This window comes from Thermoactinomyces vulgaris (genome assembly GCF_003688725.1).
In the GTDB taxonomy this organism is placed as follows: Bacteria; Bacillota; Bacilli; order Thermoactinomycetales; family Thermoactinomycetaceae; genus Thermoactinomyces; species Thermoactinomyces vulgaris.
The window spans coordinates 23,883-42,894 of the sequence record NZ_REFP01000009.1 but is presented as its reverse complement, the minus strand read 5'-3'; the positions used below and the strand labels follow the sequence as shown (position 1 = coordinate 42,894).

Below are 19,012 nucleotides of genomic sequence, written 5' to 3'. Positions count from 1 at the left end.
CTTGAGAAGGTGATCCATAACATGAAACACCTGAAAAGCGCCGTGTGCTGGATTCTTTTCACGGTCCTTGCGCTCACGGGCTGTTCGGCGGGAACCCCGGAAAAGGAGGCCAAACAGCCGGGGGATAAAATACAAGTGTATACCAGTATATACCCGCTCTACGACTTTGCGAAAAAAATCGGCGGCGAGCATGCGGTGGTGACCAATCTGGTGCCTCCGGGGGTTGAGCCGCATGACTTTGAATTCACAGCGCGTGATATGAGCAAAATGAGTGAAGCGGATTTATTTGTTTATAACGGCGGCGGGTTTGAACCGTGGATCGAGCGGGTGAGCCGGATGTTAAATCCGGAGAAAACCAAAATCGTCGAAGCATCCAAACCGATATCCCTGCTCCGTGATGATCAACACGGGGGACAAACCGATCCGCATGTGTGGCTGGATCCGATGTTGGCGAAAAAGCAGGCATCGGCAATTTTGGATGCCCTCATTCAGCTGGATCCCCAACACCAAAAGGACTATGAAAAAAATTATGAAGCGTTGGCCGCCGGGCTGGATCAACTGGACCGGGAATACCGGGACATGACGGAGAAAGCCGCCAAAAAAGAGTTTGCCGTTTCCCATGCCTCTTTTTCCTATCTGGCGAAGCGTTACGGACTGACGCAAATCGCCGTTTCCGGACTGAGTCCTTCCGACGAACCGAGCCCCAAAGAACTTCAACAAGTGGTGGAACAAGTCAAATCCCATGACATTGATGTGATTTTCTTTGAAACCCTGGTCAGCAACCGGATTGCCAATGTGGTGAAAAAGGAAGCCGGAGCCGAAGTTCTGGTTTTAAACCCGCTGGAAGGATTGACGGAACAGGAAATGAAGCAAGGGAAGGATTATTTTAGTGTCATGCGTGAAAATAAGGAAAACCTTGCAAAAGCATTGGGGGTTTCTTCTACAGATGAAAACGCCTCTGATTGAAATTGAGCATTTACATTATGCCTATGCGGAACAACCCGTACTGGAAGATATCCATTTGACTGTGGAGGAAGGGGAATTCCTCGGGATCGTGGGGCCAAACGGATCGGGCAAATCGACCTTGGTCCGGTGCCTGCTCGGCTTTTTAAAAACCCGGCAAGGACGCATCCGGGTAAGAGGCGAGGAAGTCTCCAAACTGCAAGACCGGCTGAATGTCGGCTACGTTTCCCAAAAAGCGAACAGTTTCCATTCGATGTTTCCTGCCACGGTGAAAGAAGTGGTTCAATCCGGCTTGTATGGAAAACTGGGGTTATTTCGGCGGCTGAAAAAAGAACATATCGAACAGGTGGAAAATGCCATCGATCTGGTCGGTTTGACGTCCGTCCAAAACAGGAGCATCGGCAAACTGTCCGGCGGTCAGCAGCAACGGGCTTTTATCGCCAGGGCATTGGTGGCTGAACCGGAGCTCCTTGTATTGGACGAGCCTACCGTGGGGGTGGACGAAAAAACAACCGGACAGTTTTATGATTTGTTAAACCGGCTTCACCGGGAAGAGGGTTTGACCTTGCTGATGGTGAATCACGATCTTCAAGCGGTGTCCGGGTTGGCGGATCAGGTGGCCTGCCTCAACCGGCGCTTGATCTTTCACGGCGATCCCGGGGAGTTTCAACAAAGACAGCAGGAAATTTTGAGCAAAGCCTATCAATATGAACTGATGGGCGTCTGACCGGAGAAAGACAGGGAGGGAAGAGCTTTTTTCCTATGATGATGGAGATCTTACAATATGAATGGATGCAAAACGCGTTTTATGCCGGAATCATCATCGGGTTCATTTCACCGCTTGTCGGCGTATTTTTGGTGGTCCGGCGCATGTCTTTGATTGCCGATGCGTTGTCCCATATCACACTGTCGGGGGTGGCGGCCGGAATGCTGTTGCAAAAAGAGCTGCCGCTTTTTTATGCGGTCAACCCGCTTTATGTCGGCATGGCTTTTGCCGTCGCCGGTTCGGTTTTGGTGGAACAAATCCGCCGCTTGTACAAATCCTTTGAAGAAATCGCCATCCCGATCTTGTTGTCGGGCGGAATCGGATTGGGCGTCGTGCTCATCAGTGCGGCGGACGGTTTCAATGTCGATATCGCCGGGTATTTGTTCGGAAATATCCTGGCCGTTACCCGTGAGGAATTGGGCTTTATGGCAGCCATCGGGGGAATCGTGGTCTTATTCATCCTGATCTTTTACAAAGAGATGTTTGCCCTTGCCTTTGATGAGGAACATGCCGTTTTAACAGGCATTCCCCGCAAAACCTTGCACTTTTTGTTTTTGGTGATCGTGGCGCTCGTGATTACGGCTTCCATCCGGGTGGTCGGGATTTTATTGGTCTCCGCCCTCATGACGCTTCCGGTGGCGGCCGGGTTGCAACTGGCGAAAAGCTTTAAAGAAGCATTGTTTTGGTCGGTGCTTTTTTCGGAGTTGGCCGTATTCAGCGGACTGATTGCCGCTTATTATCTGGACTGGGCTTCGGGAGGAACCATTGTCATCGTTTCGCTGATCATTTGGCTTTTTATTTTGTGTTTCAAAAAAATGACGAGGAAAACGGGAAGAATTTATTATAAAATAAAGGGAAAGTAATGGTGGAAAATAGGAGAGAGAGGGATGGATTTAAAACAAGCATTGGAAGTGCTGAAAAAAAATGGATATAAATATACCGGCAAGCGGGAAACCATGATGCATATATTTTGGGAAGAAGGACGCTATTTAACAGCCAAAGAAGTGTTGGACCAAATGCAGGAAGATTTTCCCGGGCTCAGTTTTGACACCGTGTACCGGAACCTTTCCCTTTTTGAACGGTTGGGCATCATCGAAGGAACGGAATGGGGCGGGGAAAGGCGGTATCGTTTTCACTGTGACCGGGATTCACACCATCATCATATCATTTGCACGGAGTGCGGACGGACCCGTGCCATCCAGCTTTGCCCGATGCATTCCATTTTGGGGGAGCCGGAAAACTTCGCCATTACCGGACACAAGTTCGAGATTTACGGGATTTGTTCCGATTGCGGAGGAGAGCAGACAACACAATAGAGAGAAATGGGATGGGTTGGGACTTGCAAGAAAAGGCAGGTCCTTTTTTGCAAGGGCGGTCCACAAAGGAGGTGAAGTCCGGAATGGATCATGAAACGTATATGAAAGAAGCGCTGGCCGAAGCGAAAAAAGCGGGAGAAATTGGCGAAGTCCCGATCGGGGCGGTGATTGTCAAAGACGGGGAAGTGATCGGACGCGGATACAATCTCAGGGAAACGGGAAATGACCCGACCGCCCATGCGGAAATGATCGCCATTCGCGAGGCCGCCGCGAAAACGGGAAGCTGGCGGTTAAATGATTGCACCTTGTACGTCACCCTGGAGCCGTGCCCCATGTGTGCCGGCGCCATCATCCAAGCACGCATCGACACCGTGGTCTACGGGACAGAAGATCCGAAAGCCGGATGTGCCGGAACCTTGATGAACATCCTTCAGGACGGGCGGTTCAATCACCAAACCGAAATGATCACCGGAGTCATGAAAGAAGAATGCAGCACCATCCTGACTTCTTTCTTCAAAGAACTCCGCCGCCGGAAAAAAGAACAAAAAATGCAGGAAAAATCCTGATTGCCGCTCATATCCACAAAACTCACGGCAATTCCTCTTTCTCTTTTTCCCTTGACAGACATCCATTTCTCCTGTACAATATACAACTGTATGATCAGGATATCATCTTGGAGAGGTGTCCGAGTGGTTTAAGGAGGCGGTCTCGAAAACCGCTGTACGGGCTTCCCGTACCGTGGGTTCGAATCCCACCCTCTCCGCCAAACGCCAAGAGCTTCGCAACAGCGGAGCTCTTTTTTTGTTTTGCTTTCAAAATGGACAAGACAGACAGTATAGGATTGAAGGATACTTTCTTAGTTGTTAACATAGAGTGCGATTTTTTACAGGTGATTTCATTTCCTCCTTTCAGGTGACCTTTGGCTCGCCTCTTTTTTTGGTGAATATATAAAAGTAAAGGGGATTCCTTCTGACGAATCCCCTTTACACAGCATTACTTGTTTTTTTTCTTCACCCAATAAATAATGGCCCCAATGATGACAATGCCAAATACAAACATCAATGTCTGGTACAGAAGAGTAGCGATACTAAATATTTTAACCAACTCCTGTTGATTTTGTTATGGTGGAGTATATTGAAATTTTACGGTACAGTATATCCATAGTGAATATTGATGTCTTTAGAGTAAACGGTTCCGACTCCCTGAACAAATACAACCCATTTACCTGTTCCTCCACCTTTTACCATAGTGGTTCTTGAGCCGCTTGTTGGAGTACAATAAGCATATTTTTGGTCCCACCCAAGAGAAAAAGTCACACCTGTATGTGTTGTCCAAGCACGGCAGCTTGTAATTATTTTATTACTATTCCAAGTAATATCGGCATAAAGATTAATTTTTGAGAATCCAAACGATACAGATCTTACTTGAGTTGTTCCTAACGCAAGGGTACTAAATGAAGAGTCTTCGATTATTGGGTTTTCAGCGTCCTTATTGATTTTTGTAAAGAATTTATCAGCTGCCTCAACACTATCAAATTTAATGACTTCTGTTCCTTGAGGGATATTAGTTGCGGGTTCTAAATTGTATTTTTGAAAGAGTTGTTCTAGTGTTAGGCTTTCCCCAGTGCTCGGCAAGTTTGTTACTAGTTCATCTCCATCAACTACCTCATATGTACTGTCCAGCTCTGCATCACTCATTTTAATTCCTGCTGCATGGCTGTAAGAAGGAATGAAAGAGCTAATTGTTAGTGTTAGTAATGTGAATAACATAAAAATTTTTTTCATATATTAAGCTCCTTTACACTTAATTAATTCTATTATCACTAGATTTATAAAAATATTCAAGAGTTTTATATAGATGATATTTAATTTGATTTTTATTGTTATTCTTATTTTTATACCAATTACAGATTGATAATTGGGTCGCGTCTTATTCAAATCTTCTCCAAGTTTATTAATAATATACAGAAATGATTGAATTTTATATATAATAAAGGAGGAGGTGTGTTGGCGTGAGCCGTTTTCAAGAGATAAGCCCCGGTTTGAAAACATGTCCCCGTTGTGGAGAAGGGAAGCTGCATAAAACCATAGACGGATATGTGGTTTGTGACGAATGTGATTATGAAGAATATGAGGGATGAGTTGTTCCCGCACAGCGGGAGTTTTCTTTTTATACCAAGGTAATAAGAATGATCCTGTGGAATAAGTATTAGCAACATCCATTGAAGGAGTCAAAGTCCATTGAAAACGGCAGATGCTTTTTTAAAGGGATACAAGCCTGCATTTTTGGAAATACTCGGCTTGAAACAGACGACAAAGCACTTGAATTTTTTATTGGCGAACTATCCGCATGTGAGTCATCGTGATTACGACTTATTGTCCGGTAACCGGTTTTATTTGTTTTTTCAAACCGACTTCATGCGTCACCGGTTTGAAGAAGAGTTGAAACAAAGCACTTTTTCGTTAGCGGACACAGACCGCATTTTGGGGATGACTTTGGGATTCCCGCCGCGAGCTGTCGGTTTTTATGTCCAAATGATGAGGGAAAAAAGAAAAGGAAACACTCAAGCGTATCAACAAATGAAAAGCAGAAAAATCGGTATGATTTACAGCGGATGCTCGTTTGCTTCGGATATCGCGGATTTCAAGGAAAATGCGTTGTGGTTGCTTAAAAGGTATCCGTACGAAGAAGCAAAAGAAGACGGCATGTATATCCGCATCGGTTTGGAACCGCGCATACCAGTGCCGGTTGATGATTACCAAGGGCTTACGGAGTTTCACGAATACATAATGAAAAAAAGCGGCTTTGTGACTGTATAAAGCGATCGCTTGGGAGTTCCCCCGGCGTCGGTATGTTATCATGTGACGGATGACAGCAGCTTCACGAGAACAACATGGGGGAACGATGTGATGTTGAAAAAAGTATCGATGATCTTGGTATGTACGTTCCTGCTGACGGGAGTGGCAGGTTGTTCTGAAGAAAAAATGACCAATCGGGGGGATTTGTCGGCCCATGTTCCATGCATGGAGAAAAAGAATATCACGTTTGAGCAAAGAGCGGACGGTTTTTACTTAAGTGATGACCAGTGGGATAAGTTTATTCGGTTTTGCAGTTGACAGGGTGTGTGCATCGTTGGTGCCAAGGTGAAATTTTAGGGGGGGTGACAGTGTGGCTGTTCAAATTCGTCCGGCTGTTTTTTCCGATATCGGCGCGATTCGTGAGATTGCCCGCATTACCTGGCATCATACGTATGAAAACCTGATTCCGGAACCGGTCCGGCAACAGTTTCTGTCCGTGGCTTATTCCGATGAAATGCTGAAGCGGCGAATCGGAGAATCCATTTTTTTGGTGGCCGTGGCAAGAGAAAAAGCAACCGGTTTTATTCAGGTGACGGAAAAAGGGAGGATGGCGGTGATTGATGCGATTTATGTGTTGCCTGAATTCCAAGGAAAAGGGATGGGGACCCGGCTGTTCCAATCGGCTTTTGGGAAGCTGAAACAGGCCAAAGCGTGGCTCGTGGATGTGGAATCCGGCAATGAAACGGGATTTTGCTTTTATCAAGCCAAGGGGTTTCGGGTGGTGAAAGTGTACACAGAGCCTTTTTTCGGACATGATCTAAGAACGGTCCGGATGAAAAAGGATATTTTGATTTAAAAGATTTGTCACAAGACTCATGCTAAATGAACATGTGGAAGGGGCCGCTCTGCGCTAAAATGAATGATGAGACTTTTAAGTTTTGCTTAGGGAGTTATGAAGATGCTGGATAAGATCAAAGGCGGTTTATTCGGAGTGGCAATCGGGGATGCATTGGGGGCGACCACCGAATTTATGAGCCGGGGGGAAATTGAGGAGCAATATGGATATTTGACCGAAATCACCGGTGGAGGATGGCTGAATCTAAAACCGGGGGAAACGACCGATGATACGGAATTGACCATTGCCGTGGCCAACGGGTTGATGAAAAACCCGGACAATCCGTTGGGATGGATTGGCGATGAGATCAAAAAGTGGGTTGAAAAGAATCCCCGGGACATCGGGAACATCATTCGCACAACATATGATTGTTACGACGGGGACTGGTTTGAAGCAGCGGAAAAGGCCCATCAAGTGTTAAGCGGAAGAAGTGCAGGGAACGGAACCTTGATGCGCTGTTTGCCGGTTGCCCTCGTGTACGGTGATCCGGCCAAAATCACGGAAATCAGCCGCTTGCAATCGAAAATGACGCATTATGATGATTTGGCTTCAGAAGCCTGTGTGCTGTACAATCGCATCGCTCACCGGGTTCTTTGCGGGGAATCCCTGAAAACGGCGTTGGAAGAGGAGATTCAAGACACCCGATATGCTGAGGCCGTCAAAGAGAAACCCCAAGTTCCGCCCAACGGCTATGTGGAAAATACCTTCAAATGGGTGTTGTACCTGTTGTGGCATGCCTCTTCTTTTGAAGAAGTGGTGCAAGAGGCGGCCAATCTGGGGGGAGATTCCGATACCATCGCAGCTATTTCCGGCGGTCTTGCCGGCCTTTACTGGGGATTTGAATCCATTCCCCCGCAATATAAAGAAGCGATTTTAATCAAAGGAGAGCTGGCATCCCTGGCGGAACAGCTGTGGCAAGTACGAAAAAACGAAACGGAAAAGGCTTCACCGGAACGCGCTGCAACTCCCGGATTTTGAATAAAAATTCTGTTGTAAAAAACCCCGGCCGTGAAAAAACGGTCGGGGTTTTTGCGTCCTATTTGTTTACTTTAACGGATGGGATGACGGTTCCGGGTTCCATCCAGCCGGCATGGAAGGTTCCTTGTTGATCGGTGCGTTCGAAGCCGTGTGCACCAAAGTAGTCCCGTTGGGCTTGGATCAGGTTGGCACAACCGGTGGAAGACCGGTATCCGTCGTAAAAGGCGAGGGCCGAACTGAGACACGACAGCGGCAGGCCGTTTTCAAATCCTTTGATGACCACTTTCCGCAATGATGCCTGATAGCGGTTGGTTTTTTCCAAGAAATAAGGAGCCAAAAGCAGATTGGACAAGTCTTTGTTTTCCTCGTAGGCTTCGGAAATGCGGTTTAAGAAGTCGGCCCGGATAATGCACCCGCCGCGGAAGATCAGAGCGATGTCCCCCAAATCAAGCGACCAGCCGTATTGTTCGGAAGCTGTTTTGTATTGCTGAAACCCTTGGGCGTAGGCGCAGATTTTCCCCATGAAAAGTGCTTGCTTCACTTGTTCGATCCAGTATGCCTTGTCGGCTTCTTCTCCCGACGGGGAAGGTCCTTCCAAAAGGGATTCGGCTTGGATTCTTTCCTCTTTCAAGGAAGATAAAAATCTTGCAAAGACCGATTCGGTCATGATGGTGGTGGGAACGCCGAGGTTCAGCGCATCCTGGCTGGACCATTTCCCCGTTCCTTTTTGCCCGGCTTTGTCCAGTATCACTTCCACCATCGGTTTTCCCGTTTCCTGATCGGTTTTGGAAAGGATTTCTGCGGTGATTTCGATCAGGTAGCTTTTGAGTTCCGATTCATTCCAGGACTTAAATACATCAGCTGTTTCCGGGATGGAAAGCCCGACGATTTGATGGAGGAATTGCCAGGCTTCGGCAATCAATTGCATGTCCGCATATTCGATTCCGTTATGCACCATTTTGACATAATGCCCTGAACCTTCAGGGCCGATGTAGGTGCAGCAGGGTTTTCCGTCGACTTGTGCAGCGATTTTTTCCAGGATCGGGGCCACTTGGCGGTAAGCTTCTTTGTCGCCGCTTGGCATCAGCGCCGGACCGTTTAATGCACCTTCTTCCCCGCCGGAGACGCCCACGCTGATGAAATGGATTCCCCGTTCTTTTAAAGCCCGGTATCTCCGGTTGGAATCATGGAAGTCGGAATTTCCGCCGTCCATGATGATGTCCCCTTGATCCAAAAGAGGCAGAAGGGATTCGATGACGGAATCGACTGCCGCCCCGGCGGATACCATCAGAAAGATTTTGCGCGGGCTTTTTAAGGAACGGACAAAGGGTTCCAGTTCATAATAAGCCTCGATCCGGCTGTGTGCATGTCGGCTGACAAATTTGTCGGTCAGATCCGGCGTGTAGTTGTAGACGGCGACATTTTCGCCGTGATTGGCCATGTTTCTGGCCAAATTGGACCCCATCACACCTAAACCATAAACACCTATGCTGTTCTTCATTGAATTCCACCCTTTAGACAAACAGATTGAGAATCAGGACTCCTGCCAGACCGGTGACTGAGATGACGGTCTCCAGCAAAGTCCAGGTTGCAAATGTTTCTTTTATGTTCAGATTGAAGAATTCTTTAAACATCCAAAAACCGGCATCATTGACGTGGGAAGCGATCAGGCTGCCGGCGCCGGTTGCCAGAACCATCAGGGCCGGGTCCACATCGGCTCCTTGCATCAAGGGAATGACCAGACCGGCAGTGGTCAGTGCAGAAACCGTTGCGGAACCGAGCGCAATTCTCAAAATGGCGGCGATCAACCAAGCCAGCAAAAGCGGCGACATGTGGCTGCCGGCAAACAGTGCGGATACCGAGTCTCCCACACCGCCATCGATCAAAACTTGTTTCAGGACCCCGCCGCCGCCGATGACCAGCAGCATCATCCCGATGGCACGGACGGCTTCCTCTGCCGATTGCATCACTTGTTTCATCGGAATGTGTCGCTTGATGCCCATGGTATAGACGGCGAGCAATACGGAGATCAATAAAGCCGTGGTCGGTTCTCCGACCAAATGGATGGCGTCAAAGAACAGGTTGTCGCCTGCCACCCCCAAATCCTGAAGGAGTTCAACCAAGGTTGCAATGGCCATTAAAATCACGGGCAACAAGGAAGTGAAAACACTGATTCCGAATCCGGGAAGCTTTTCCGGTTGAATTTCTTTGTTGCTGACAAGGGAATCGATTTGTTCCGCTTCCGATTTATGAAAAGAATCAGGGCTGATTTTTTTGACCAACCGGGCAAATAACGGTCCGGCAAGGATCACGGCCGGAATGGCAATGATGGTTCCATAAAGCAGCACCATTCCGATATTTGCATCATACTGCCGGGCAATCACGGTCGGGCCGGGATGCGGGGGCAAAAATCCGTGGGTGACCGAAAGGGCCGCCGCCATCGGAATTCCCAAATACAAAACGGGAACTTTGGATTCCTTGGCGATTTGAAATACAATTGGCACCAACAGCACCAACCCCACTTCAAAAAACAGGGCAATTCCAATTATAAAGGATGAAATGACCACTGCCCATTGAATGCGTTTTTGGCCAAACCGGCCAATGAGCGTCACGGCGATTTGCCGGGCCCCGCCAGCATCGGCGACCAATCTTCCGAGAATGGCTCCCAGTCCGAAAATCAAAGCGATACTGCCCAGGGTTGCTCCCATTCCGCCTTCAATCGATTCGACGATTTTACCCAATGGAATACCGAGCGCCAGCCCGACGGCAAAGGCAGTGATGATCAAAGAAATAAATGTGTTGAGTTTGAACTTGGTGATCAAAACAAGCAAAAAGATGATGCCGAGTGCCACAATCAAAAGCGGCAACATGTTTTGCATTGGTTTTCACTCCCATCCGTTATGGTTTGAGGGTGGCAAATTGGTTATACTCTGGTGCCAGAACCCGGGAAAGGCGGATGAAGACCGGGATCCATTTGCGGTACTCCCGGACATGGGAAGGAACGGGTTTGTGCTGATGGGTTTTGCCGATCCATTCAGTCACCACGTCAAAGGAGTCGATTTTTCCAAAAGCGTAAAGCCCGAGCAGGCAGGCCCCCAGGCACGAAGACTCATGGCTTTCCGGGATGATCACTTCCTGGTCAAAGATGTCTGCCAGCATCTGCCGCCACAATTCGGATCTTGCAAAACCGCCGGTTGCCCTGATGGAAGTGACGGGATGATCCATGACTTCCACCAAAGCCAGAAAGACGGAGTACAGGTTGTATAGCACGCCTTCCAGGGCGGCGCGGATCAGGTGTTCTTTTTTGTGGCTGAGGGTGAGACCCACAAAGGAGCCCCGGACATCCGCGTTCCACAGCGGCGCCCTTTCCCCGGACAAGTAGGGGAGAAACAGCAGCCCGTCTGCTCCCGGTTGGACCTGGCCGGCAATTTTGGTCAAGGCATCGTAAGGATCCATGCCGAACGATTTTGCCGTTTCCGCTTCCGCCGCGGCCAGTTCTTCGCGGATCCAGCGAAGCACAATGCCGCCGTTGTTGACAGGGCCGCCGATGACCCAGTGATCCTCGGTCAATGCATAACAAAAGATGCGGCCTTTGGGATCGGTTTGGGGTTTGTCGATCACGGTCCGGATGGCGCCGCTGGTTCCGATGGTGACGGCCACTTCCCCTTTTTTGACGGCACCAACCCCCAGATTGGACAGGACGCCGTCACTTGCACCGATGACAAACGGGGTTTCAGGCAGGATTCCCATTTGTTCGGCAAAAGACGGGTTGCATCCGGTAAACACTTCCCCGGTCGGGACAATCCGAGATAATTTTTCTTCCGTGATGCCCGCGACTTGAAGCGCTTTCGGATCCCAGTCCATTGATTCGAGGTTCATCAACCCGGTGCACGAGGCGATGGAAACATCGACGGCGTATTCGCCGAAAAGACGGAAAAACACATATTCCTTGATCCCGATGTATTTATGGGTTTTGACGGCAATTTCCGGCACATCATGTTCCAGCCAGGCGATTTTGCATAACGGGGACATGGGATGGACCGGGGTTCCGGTTCGTTGGTAAATGGCATGACCGTCCCGTTCGGTTTTGATGGTTTCCGCCCATTTTGCACTGCGGTTGTCGGCCCAAGTGATGCAGCGTGACAGGGGGTGTCCCTTGGCATCGACGGCAATGACACTGTGCATCGCGCTGCTGAAGGCGATAAACGACAAATTCTCGGGGTTGATTCCCGACTTCTTCATGACATGGCGAACCGACAGGAGAACGGCTTCAAAGATTTCTTCCGGATCTTGTTCGGCAGTGTGGCTGTCCGGTGTGTACAATGGATAGCCGTTGTTTTCCGATGCGACAATCTCTCCGTTTTCCTTGTACAATACCGCTTTCGTACTGGTGGTTCCGATATCCACACCCATCATCCATTTGTTCTCATTCATATTGCTCATTCGCTTTCTTTAAAAATTCCGGGGTTGTCCACAATCCGTCCGATTTTCTCTTTACGTCTCTGAAGTTTTTGTAAAAAGCTTCTTCAACCAATCGCATGTCCTTTTCTTCGATGGACTGGATCAGGAGTTGGTGGTTTTGGATAATCCGGCCAAAATCCGCATCGTTGTTTTTCATCCGATGCCGCATGTCCAGCAAAATGAGGCATTCCATCACCGGTTTGATATTGGACCAGAGGATGAAAAGATACCGGTGTTGGATGGACCGGATGATTGTTTCATGAAATTCGATATCCCGAAACGAAAATTCATCGGCATCTTTGTATTTGATGGCAACCTTCATCATTTCCAGGATTTTATTTAGTTCCCGGAGCAGAGAATCATTATTTTCCCGCTCCAATAAGTTTTTAAAAACAAAAGATTCCATCATCAGCCGGACATCATAAATTTCATCAATGTCTTTTTCCGTGATGCCGGCCACTTTGGCGCCCATCCGGTTTAATTGCACCAAATCTTCCCGTTCCAGTATCCTCAATGCTTCCCGGATGGGGGAGCGGCTGACGTTGTATTCCTCAGACAGCCGGTTTTCTGATAAAACGGTTCCATTTTTAAGATCCCTGGAAAGGATCCTCATTCGCAAATCGGCAGCCACTTGTTGGCCGATCGAGGACTTTGCGAGTCTTTTTTCCGGATAAAGCCCTTTCAAATCATCACCTCTTTTGGTTTTGAATACTTGTATACAAGTATCCTACCAGGAAACGGTTGGTTTGTAAACGGTTTCGGTCTGGTGGGAAGAAACAAATGTTTCATAAAGAAAACCCTGATCTATCAATAAGATCAGGGTGTGACCATCCGGCCTCTTTTATTCATTTTTGGTTGCGAAGCAGACGGAGCCCGTTTAACGTGACCAGCAAGGTGGCTCCCGTATCCGCGAAAATGGCCATCCAAAGTGTCAGCCATCCCGGAATGATCAGCAAAAGGGCGATTAATTTCAATGCGATGGCCAGCGTGATATTTTGCTTGATGATGTTTAGGGCTTTCCGGCTCAGTCGGATGGTGAACGGGAGTTTTTCCAGATCATCCCCCATCAGCGCAATATCTGCGGTTTCCAGCGCCGTGTCAGTCCCGGCTCCGCCCATGGCGATGCCGACAGTGGATGCAGCCAGCGCCGGGGCGTCGTTGATGCCGTCTCCCACCATGGCGACGGATCCGGTCTCTTGTTGCAACTGCTTGATCCATTTCAATTTTTCCTGTGGCAGAAGCTCTGCCCGGACTTCGCTGACCCCCAGTTTTTGGCTGATGGCTTGTGCCGTGGAAGCATTGTCTCCCGTTAACATGACGGTTCTTTGGATTCCCAGGGAATGCAATTTTTGAATCACTTTTTGCCCGGACTCCCGGATTTCATCCGAAACAGCGATCAAAGCCAGGATTTCTTCTTCGTTCCCCATCAACATGACGGTTTTGCCTTGGGCTTGTTGCGATTGGACCCGATCTTTGAGATCATCGGGCATCCGGTCACGGAATAACCCTGGATTTCCAATTTCGTAAAGGATGCCGTCCACTTTGGCCCGCACGCCTTTTCCCGTCAGCGAGGAAAAATCCTCCACCACGCGGGAGCCGAAAGGAACATTCCATTCTTCCGCTTTTTTGAGAATGGCTGACGACAACGGATGTTGGGAGTTTTTTTCGATCGCTGCCGCAATGGCAAGCAGTTCTTCTGCGGACCTTGAACAAAGCGGCACGAAATCCGTGACTGCCGGTGTCCCTTTGGTCAGGGTGCCGGTTTTGTCAAAAGCGATGGCTTTGAGTTTGGCCGCGGATTCCAGGTGAATTCCGCCTTTGATGAGCACCCCGTTCCGTGCGGCCGTGCCGATGGCCGTGACGATGGAAACCGGGGTGGAGATGACCAAAGCACAGGGACATCCGACAACAAGCAGCGACAACCCCCGGTAAATCCATTCGCTCCAGTCTGCCCGGAAGATCAGGGGAGGGAGGATGGCCAAAAGAATGCCGGCAGCCAGTATCGCCGGGGTATACACCCGTGCAAACCGGTCAATGAAGGCTTGCGCCGGAGCCCGTCCGGCCTGGGCTTCTTCCACTAAATGAATGATTTTGGCCAGGGTGGTGTCTTCAACCCGTTTGGTCACCCGCACTTCCAGGAATCCTTCTTCGTTTAAGGTTCCGGCAAACACTTCATCCCCGGTGCTTTTGGCCACGGGAACGGATTCGCCGGTGATGGCGGCCTGGTTGACCGTGGAAGCTCCGTTGATGACCATCCCGTCCATGGCTATTTTTTGCCCGGGTTTGACCAGCATAATGTCGCCCGTTTCAATTTCCTGGACGGGAATGAGTTTTTCTTCCCCGTTGCGGCGAATCCAGGCCTGTTTCGGTGCGATATCCATGAGCGAGCGAATCGATGTGCGCGCTTTATCCATGGAGTATGATTCCAGCATTTCACTGATGGCGAACAAAATAACGACCATGGCGCCTTCCCCCCACTCTCCGATGGCGACGGCACCGACGATGGCAATGGTCATCAGGGTATTCATTTGAAATTCAAATCGGATGAGGTTTTTCAAACCGTGGATAAACAACCGGTATCCTCCCGTGAGGATGGAAGCCGCATACAAGAGGATGACGGGAAGATTTTCGCCGGATTGCCGGCTCAAGATCCAGGCGGCAATCAGAAAGAAAGCAGAGAGAAAGACGGGATAATTCGCTTTGTTCTTCCAAAATGAAAGGCGGTTTTCACCCGGGATTTCATGCTCCGGTGAGATTTTCAAGTTTTCAAAGGCGCCGGCTTTTTCAATTTCTTCCATGGTGGCATTGCCAAGCACCGTGATCTTGGAAGCCCCGAAATTTACCTTGGCATCTTTTACACCGGGCAGATTGCAAACATTTTTCTCAAATTGTGCAGCGCAATGGGCGCAGGATAACCCGTGAATACGGTAAATTTTTTTCGCTTCATTGGTTTCCATTTTCGCGTAACTCCTTACTGTGATCAAAGGCCAACCGGATCAAGTCTTTGACGTGATCATCATCCAGTGAATAAAAAACCATTTTTCCTTCCTTCCGGTATTTGGCCAGGCCCATATTCCGCAACAAGCGTAAATGATGGGAGGCGGTTGCCGGCGAAGACCGGATGATATTGGCCACATCACAAACGCATAGTTCACTTTCCTTTAATAAAGCATAAGCGATTTTCAAGCGGGTCGGGTCAGCCAAAGCTTTAAACATTTGTGACGTATCGCTGAAATTTGTGTCTTTCAGGGAAGACCGGGCTCTTTCGACTTTTTCTTCATCAAAACAATAAATTTCACAACGGTCTTTACTCAACGATGGCACCTCGTTTCTTTGGAAATATCGGGGACAGGCCGGTTTTTACCATCAAATATTCAAATGATTGTTTGATTATATGATAACACCAAGCGGCATAGATTCAAATATCCTTTTGAATATCTTTTGGATCCATGTTTGGAATGTTCCTTTTTGATTTTTTAGGGAAGGGCAGAAAGAAGGAGTTTTTGGAGACTTCCATTTGGATGTGATGGTTCACGTCATTCAGGGATCAATCGGAGAATACATGCTGGATTCAGGTCTCATGCAAAAAGTGGATTTGGAAACATACAGCCGGGAACTGATCCGGATCCTCGATCAGACTGTCAAAGCCGGCGGGGAGGATTGAAACTGCAAGGTCCGTTTCCGATGTCGTGAAGAGGAAAAGAGGGGCTGTCACGACTTCAACCGGCTTTCATCAAAAGGGGAAAGCCGGTTTTGATGCTTTTCAGGTGAAGGAGAGGGATTCCATTTCCGTGATCTTTTGATTGGAAAAGAAAGCTGAAATGGCAAACGAAGCGGCGCCAAGGGCTGTCGAATCATCTTTCAGCTTGGAAAAGCGAAGGCGGGTTGGGAAGGGATGATGGTTGGACAGCCGCTCTTCCAAAACGCGTTCAATGGGGTTTTTAATCCAGGGTTCAAAGCGGGCGATCCGGTTTCCGATGATCATGGCTTCGGGATTGAACGTATTCATGACATTGGTCAGGCCGATGCCGATGTATTCTCCCAAAGTGTTCAACAGTTGAATGACTTCAACGTTTCCTTTTTGGGCTTCGGTGTAAAGAACATCCAAATCGGCTTCCGGATGTCCTTCCGGGAGGTTCCGTTTGGAAGCCGCATTTAAAAGGGCGCTTTCCGATGCATATAATTCCCAGCAACCGCGGTTGCCGCACGAGCATTTTCTGCCCTGAAAGTCGATGGACATATGTCCCATTTCCCCGGCAATCCCCGTAAAGCCCCGATAGAGTTGATGGTTGATCACGATCCCCGTTCCGATCCCGATGCCGATGCTGATATACACTGAATTGGCAATGTGTTTGCCGGATCCGTACAACTGTTCCCCGTGGGCGCCGGCATTGGCTTCGTTTTCGATTTTGACCGGAATGTGGAATTTTTCTTCCATCACTTGTTTTAAATCCACGTTTTTCCATTTCAGATTGGGGGCGAATAAAATTTGTCCCCCGGAATCAACCAGTCCCGGGACCCCGATGCCGATGCCGACAATGCCATACGGGCTGTCGGGAGCTTTTTGGATAAGGTTCTCCGTGACGGCCGTCATTTGGTCCACGACCGTTTCCAGCCGGGTTGACTTTAATTTGCTCGTGGTTTTTTCGACGATATTTCCGCTTAAATCCGTTAAGATTCCCGAGAGATAGTTCACGCCGACATCCATGCCGATGGCGTAACCGGCGTGATGATGAAAATAAAGCATTACAGGCTTCCGGCCGCCACTGGATTGGCCGGCGCCGATTTCTTTGACGAAGGATTCTTTCAACAATTCGGCAACCATGGTGGACACCGTGGCTTTATTCAAACCGGTTTCTTTGGAAATTTGTGCCCGGGAGATCGGGCCTTTGTTTTTGATGGTGTGGAAAACAACGGATTTATTGATCTGTTTGACCAGGTTTTGATCACCGGTTCTGAGTGCTTTCATTTCTTTTTTCTCCTTACTGCAACCTCTGTTGTTGAAATTTTATCATACTCCATGGTTCGGTTCATGCGCAATGATTGTTTATGGTTTATACAAAGTTATGCTGCCAACCGCCGTGGATTTTGTATTTTATTATATATAGAAATTATATATTTGGATATATTCTTATTTTTATTGACAACGCTTTCATCAAAGTGTTAATCTTAGTTTAACAATTAAACAAAGTTTCGCTGAGTGTGGGCTGGAAAGGTTTCCGGGATGTCAGGAAATTCCGTCAAATGGCATAATATTCTTTCTAAATTTGCGGTTGAAAGAAACCTGCAGGCAACATGGAGACAGGAGCTGGTTCAATATGAAATATGTCATCGGTGTCGATTTGGGGACGAGTGCAGTCAAGCTTCTTCTGGTCAACAAGCCGGGGGAAGTGGTATTACAAGTCTCCAAATCCTATCCGCTGATTCAGGAAAGGTCTGGGTGGAGCGAACAAAACCCGGATGATTGGGTGAAGGCCACCATCAGCGGATTAAAAGAGCTTTTGCACCAATTTGCGGGGGATCCCGAAGACATTGAGGGGATCAGTTTTTCCGGGCAGATGCACGGCTTGGTGCTGCTGGATGAAAACCTGGAAGTGCTGAGAAACGCCATTTTGTGGAATGATACGCGCACGACGGAAGAATGCCGGGAGATCGAAGAGCGGGTGGGCAAAGAAAGGTTGCTCGAAATCACCAAAAACCCGGCCTTGGAAGGGTTCACCTTGCCGAAACTCCTCTGGGTGAAAAAGCATGAACCACATTTGTATCAAAAAGCCGGCGCTTTTGTCCTGCCCAAAGATTATGTGCGCTTTAAGCTCACCGGGAAACTTCATATGGACTATTCCGATGCGGCGGGCACCCTTTTGATGAATGTGCCGGAAAAAACATGGAGCCGGGAAATCGGGGAACGGGTCGGGGTGGACATGCGCCTGTGTCCGCCACTTATTGACTCGGTAGATGAAGTCGGTACGGTCACACCGGAAATCACAAAAGAGACCGGCTTGTCGCCGGCGACCCGCGTCTTTGCCGGAGGGGCGGATAATGCCTGCGGCGCGATTGGGGCCGGAATTTTAAAAGAAGGAAAAACGCTTGTCAGCATCGGGACTTCCGGAGTGGTTTTAACGTATGAAAAAGACGGAACCAAAGACTTTGGCGGAAAAGTCCATTATTTTAACCATGGCGCCCCCGATGCGTTTTACACCATGGGCGTCACGTTGGCCGCCGGGTACAGTTTGTCCTGGTTGAAAGAGGTCTTAGCCAACGACGGGGATTTTGACGAACTGTTAAACGGGATCGACCGGATTCCCGCCGGGGCGGACGGCCTGCTGTTTACCCCTTATATTGCCGGGGAACGAACACCGCATGCCGATGCCTTGATTCGCGGAAGTTGGATCGGACTGGACAGTTCGCATCAAAAGGAGCATTTGGTCCGTTCCGTGTTGGAGGGAATCACCTTTTCGCTGAATGAATCCGTGGAAATGTTTCGTGCAAACGGCAAAAAGGTGGATCAGGTGATCTCCATCGGCGGCGGGGCCAAAAATGAAACATGGCTGCAAATGCAGGCGGATATTTTCGGGGCCAAAGTCGTGAAACTGAAAAGCGAACAAGGCCCGGGGATGGGAGCGGCCATGCTGGCGGCTGCCGGATGCGGCTGGTTTGAATCGTTATCAGAATGTGCGGAGCAATTCGTCAAAGAGGAACGGGTTTACGAGCCGATTCCGGAAAACGTGAAAAAATACCGGCAACTGTTTCGGATCTACCGGGAAATTTATCCGGCTACCAGCGGACTGAGCCGTCAATTGCAGGCGTTCCGCCATGGAGGATGATCTTTTAAAGA

General features: G+C 48.8%; 19 protein-coding genes and 1 tRNA gene. 12 read left to right on the top strand and 8 right to left on the bottom strand.

Features of this window, described 5'->3' with window-relative positions; genetic code table 11:
• Positions 1–21: 21 nt before the first annotated feature.
• The 6 genes from ATH33_RS07465 (at position 22) to ATH33_RS07440 (ending at position 3,811) form a co-directional block, all read left to right on the top strand.
• Positions 22–966, top strand: a complete 945-nt coding sequence (locus tag ATH33_RS07465; RefSeq protein WP_121874262.1) for a metal ABC transporter substrate-binding protein — start codon at positions 22–24, stop codon at positions 964–966.
• Positions 947–1,690, top strand: a complete 744-nt coding sequence (locus ATH33_RS07460) for a metal ABC transporter ATP-binding protein (RefSeq protein WP_037996590.1) — start codon at positions 947–949, stop codon at positions 1,688–1,690. The genes ATH33_RS07465 and ATH33_RS07460 overlap by 20 nt, the downstream gene beginning before the upstream one ends.
• A gap of 35 nt (positions 1,691–1,725) precedes the next feature.
• Positions 1,726–2,592 carry a metal ABC transporter permease gene (locus tag ATH33_RS07455; protein WP_037996592.1) on the top strand — a complete coding sequence of 289 codons (867 nt, stop codon included), beginning with the start codon at positions 1,726–1,728 and terminating at the stop codon, positions 2,590–2,592.
• Positions 2,593–2,616: 24 nt separating this feature from the next.
• On the top strand, positions 2,617–3,045 hold the full coding sequence (locus ATH33_RS07450) for a Fur family transcriptional regulator (RefSeq protein WP_037996594.1): 429 nt from the start codon (positions 2,617–2,619) through the stop codon (positions 3,043–3,045).
• An 83-nt stretch (positions 3,046–3,128) separates the two neighbouring features.
• Positions 3,129–3,611, top strand: a complete 483-nt coding sequence (gene tadA, locus ATH33_RS07445; RefSeq protein ID WP_037996612.1) for a tRNA adenosine(34) deaminase TadA — start codon at positions 3,129–3,131, stop codon at positions 3,609–3,611.
• A 109-nt stretch (positions 3,612–3,720) separates the two neighbouring features.
• Positions 3,721–3,811, top strand: a tRNA-Ser gene (locus ATH33_RS07440).
• A 376-nt stretch (positions 3,812–4,187) separates the two neighbouring features.
• Here the strand turns inward: ATH33_RS07440 and ATH33_RS07435 are convergent.
• The gene (locus ATH33_RS07435; RefSeq protein WP_037996597.1) at positions 4,188–4,829 is read right to left on the bottom strand and encodes an RNA-binding protein; all 642 of its coding nucleotides are present in this window, start codon (positions 4,827–4,829) and stop codon (positions 4,188–4,190) included.
• Between the two features lie 456 nt (positions 4,830–5,285).
• Between ATH33_RS07435 and ATH33_RS07430 the strand changes: the two genes are divergently transcribed.
• The 4 genes from ATH33_RS07430 (at position 5,286) to ATH33_RS07415 (ending at position 7,716) form a co-directional block, all read left to right on the top strand.
• Entirely contained in the window at positions 5,286–5,864 is a 579-nt protein-coding gene (locus tag ATH33_RS07430) for a hypothetical protein (protein WP_037996599.1), read from the top strand.
• Between the two features lie 90 nt (positions 5,865–5,954).
• On the top strand, positions 5,955–6,161 hold the full coding sequence (locus ATH33_RS07425) for a hypothetical protein (RefSeq protein ID WP_121874261.1): 207 nt from the start codon (positions 5,955–5,957) through the stop codon (positions 6,159–6,161).
• 52 nt (positions 6,162–6,213) lie between these two features.
• Positions 6,214–6,699, top strand: a complete 486-nt coding sequence (locus ATH33_RS07420) for a GNAT family N-acetyltransferase (RefSeq protein ID WP_037996603.1) — start codon at positions 6,214–6,216, stop codon at positions 6,697–6,699.
• Positions 6,700–6,801: 102 nt separating this feature from the next.
• Complete coding sequence (locus ATH33_RS07415) at positions 6,802–7,716, top strand: ADP-ribosylglycohydrolase family protein (protein ID WP_309485134.1); 915 nt, start codon at positions 6,802–6,804, stop codon at positions 7,714–7,716.
• A gap of 58 nt (positions 7,717–7,774) precedes the next feature.
• Here ATH33_RS07415 and gndA read toward each other — a convergent pair whose 3' ends face one another.
• The 6 genes from gndA to ATH33_RS07385 form a co-directional block, all read right to left on the bottom strand.
• Positions 7,775–9,217, bottom strand: a complete 1,443-nt coding sequence (gndA, locus tag ATH33_RS07410; protein WP_049720770.1) for an NADP-dependent phosphogluconate dehydrogenase — start codon at positions 9,215–9,217, stop codon at positions 7,775–7,777.
• Positions 9,218–9,230: 13 nt separating this feature from the next.
• A complete protein-coding gene (locus ATH33_RS07405; protein WP_037996619.1) occupies positions 9,231–10,583 on the bottom strand; it encodes a GntP family permease in 1,353 nt (450 codons plus the stop codon).
• A 31-nt stretch (positions 10,584–10,614) separates the two neighbouring features.
• Complete coding sequence (gene gntK, locus ATH33_RS07400; RefSeq protein WP_049720771.1) at positions 10,615–12,150, bottom strand: gluconokinase; 1,536 nt, start codon at positions 12,148–12,150, stop codon at positions 10,615–10,617.
• The gene (locus tag ATH33_RS07395; RefSeq protein WP_037996607.1) at positions 12,143–12,862 is read right to left on the bottom strand and encodes a GntR family transcriptional regulator; all 720 of its coding nucleotides are present in this window, start codon (positions 12,860–12,862) and stop codon (positions 12,143–12,145) included. The genes gntK and ATH33_RS07395 overlap by 8 nt, the downstream gene beginning before the upstream one ends.
• A 160-nt stretch (positions 12,863–13,022) precedes the next feature.
• Positions 13,023–15,134, bottom strand: coding sequence for a heavy metal translocating P-type ATPase (locus ATH33_RS07390; RefSeq protein ID WP_049720772.1), 2,112 nt, complete (start codon positions 15,132–15,134; stop codon positions 13,023–13,025).
• Complete coding sequence (locus tag ATH33_RS07385) at positions 15,121–15,492, bottom strand: ArsR/SmtB family transcription factor (RefSeq protein WP_037997750.1); 372 nt, start codon at positions 15,490–15,492, stop codon at positions 15,121–15,123. The genes ATH33_RS07390 and ATH33_RS07385 overlap by 14 nt, the downstream gene beginning before the upstream one ends.
• 202 nt (positions 15,493–15,694) lie before the next feature.
• Here ATH33_RS07385 and ATH33_RS13595 point away from each other — a divergent pair, with 202 nt between their 5' ends.
• A complete protein-coding gene (locus tag ATH33_RS13595; RefSeq protein ID WP_156097769.1) occupies positions 15,695–15,841 on the top strand; it encodes a hypothetical protein in 147 nt (48 codons plus the stop codon).
• 99 nt (positions 15,842–15,940) lie between these two features.
• Here the strand turns inward: ATH33_RS13595 and ATH33_RS07380 are convergent, their stop codons facing one another.
• Positions 15,941–17,146 carry an ROK family transcriptional regulator gene (locus ATH33_RS07380; RefSeq protein ID WP_049720775.1) on the bottom strand — a complete coding sequence of 402 codons (1,206 nt, stop codon included), beginning with the start codon at positions 17,144–17,146 and terminating at the stop codon, positions 15,941–15,943.
• A gap of 349 nt (positions 17,147–17,495) precedes the next feature.
• Between ATH33_RS07380 and xylB the strand changes: the two genes are divergently transcribed.
• Entirely contained in the window at positions 17,496–19,001 is a 1,506-nt protein-coding gene (gene xylB / locus ATH33_RS07375) for a xylulokinase (RefSeq protein ID WP_049720776.1), read from the top strand.
• The last annotated feature ends 11 nt before the right edge of the window (positions 19,002–19,012 follow it).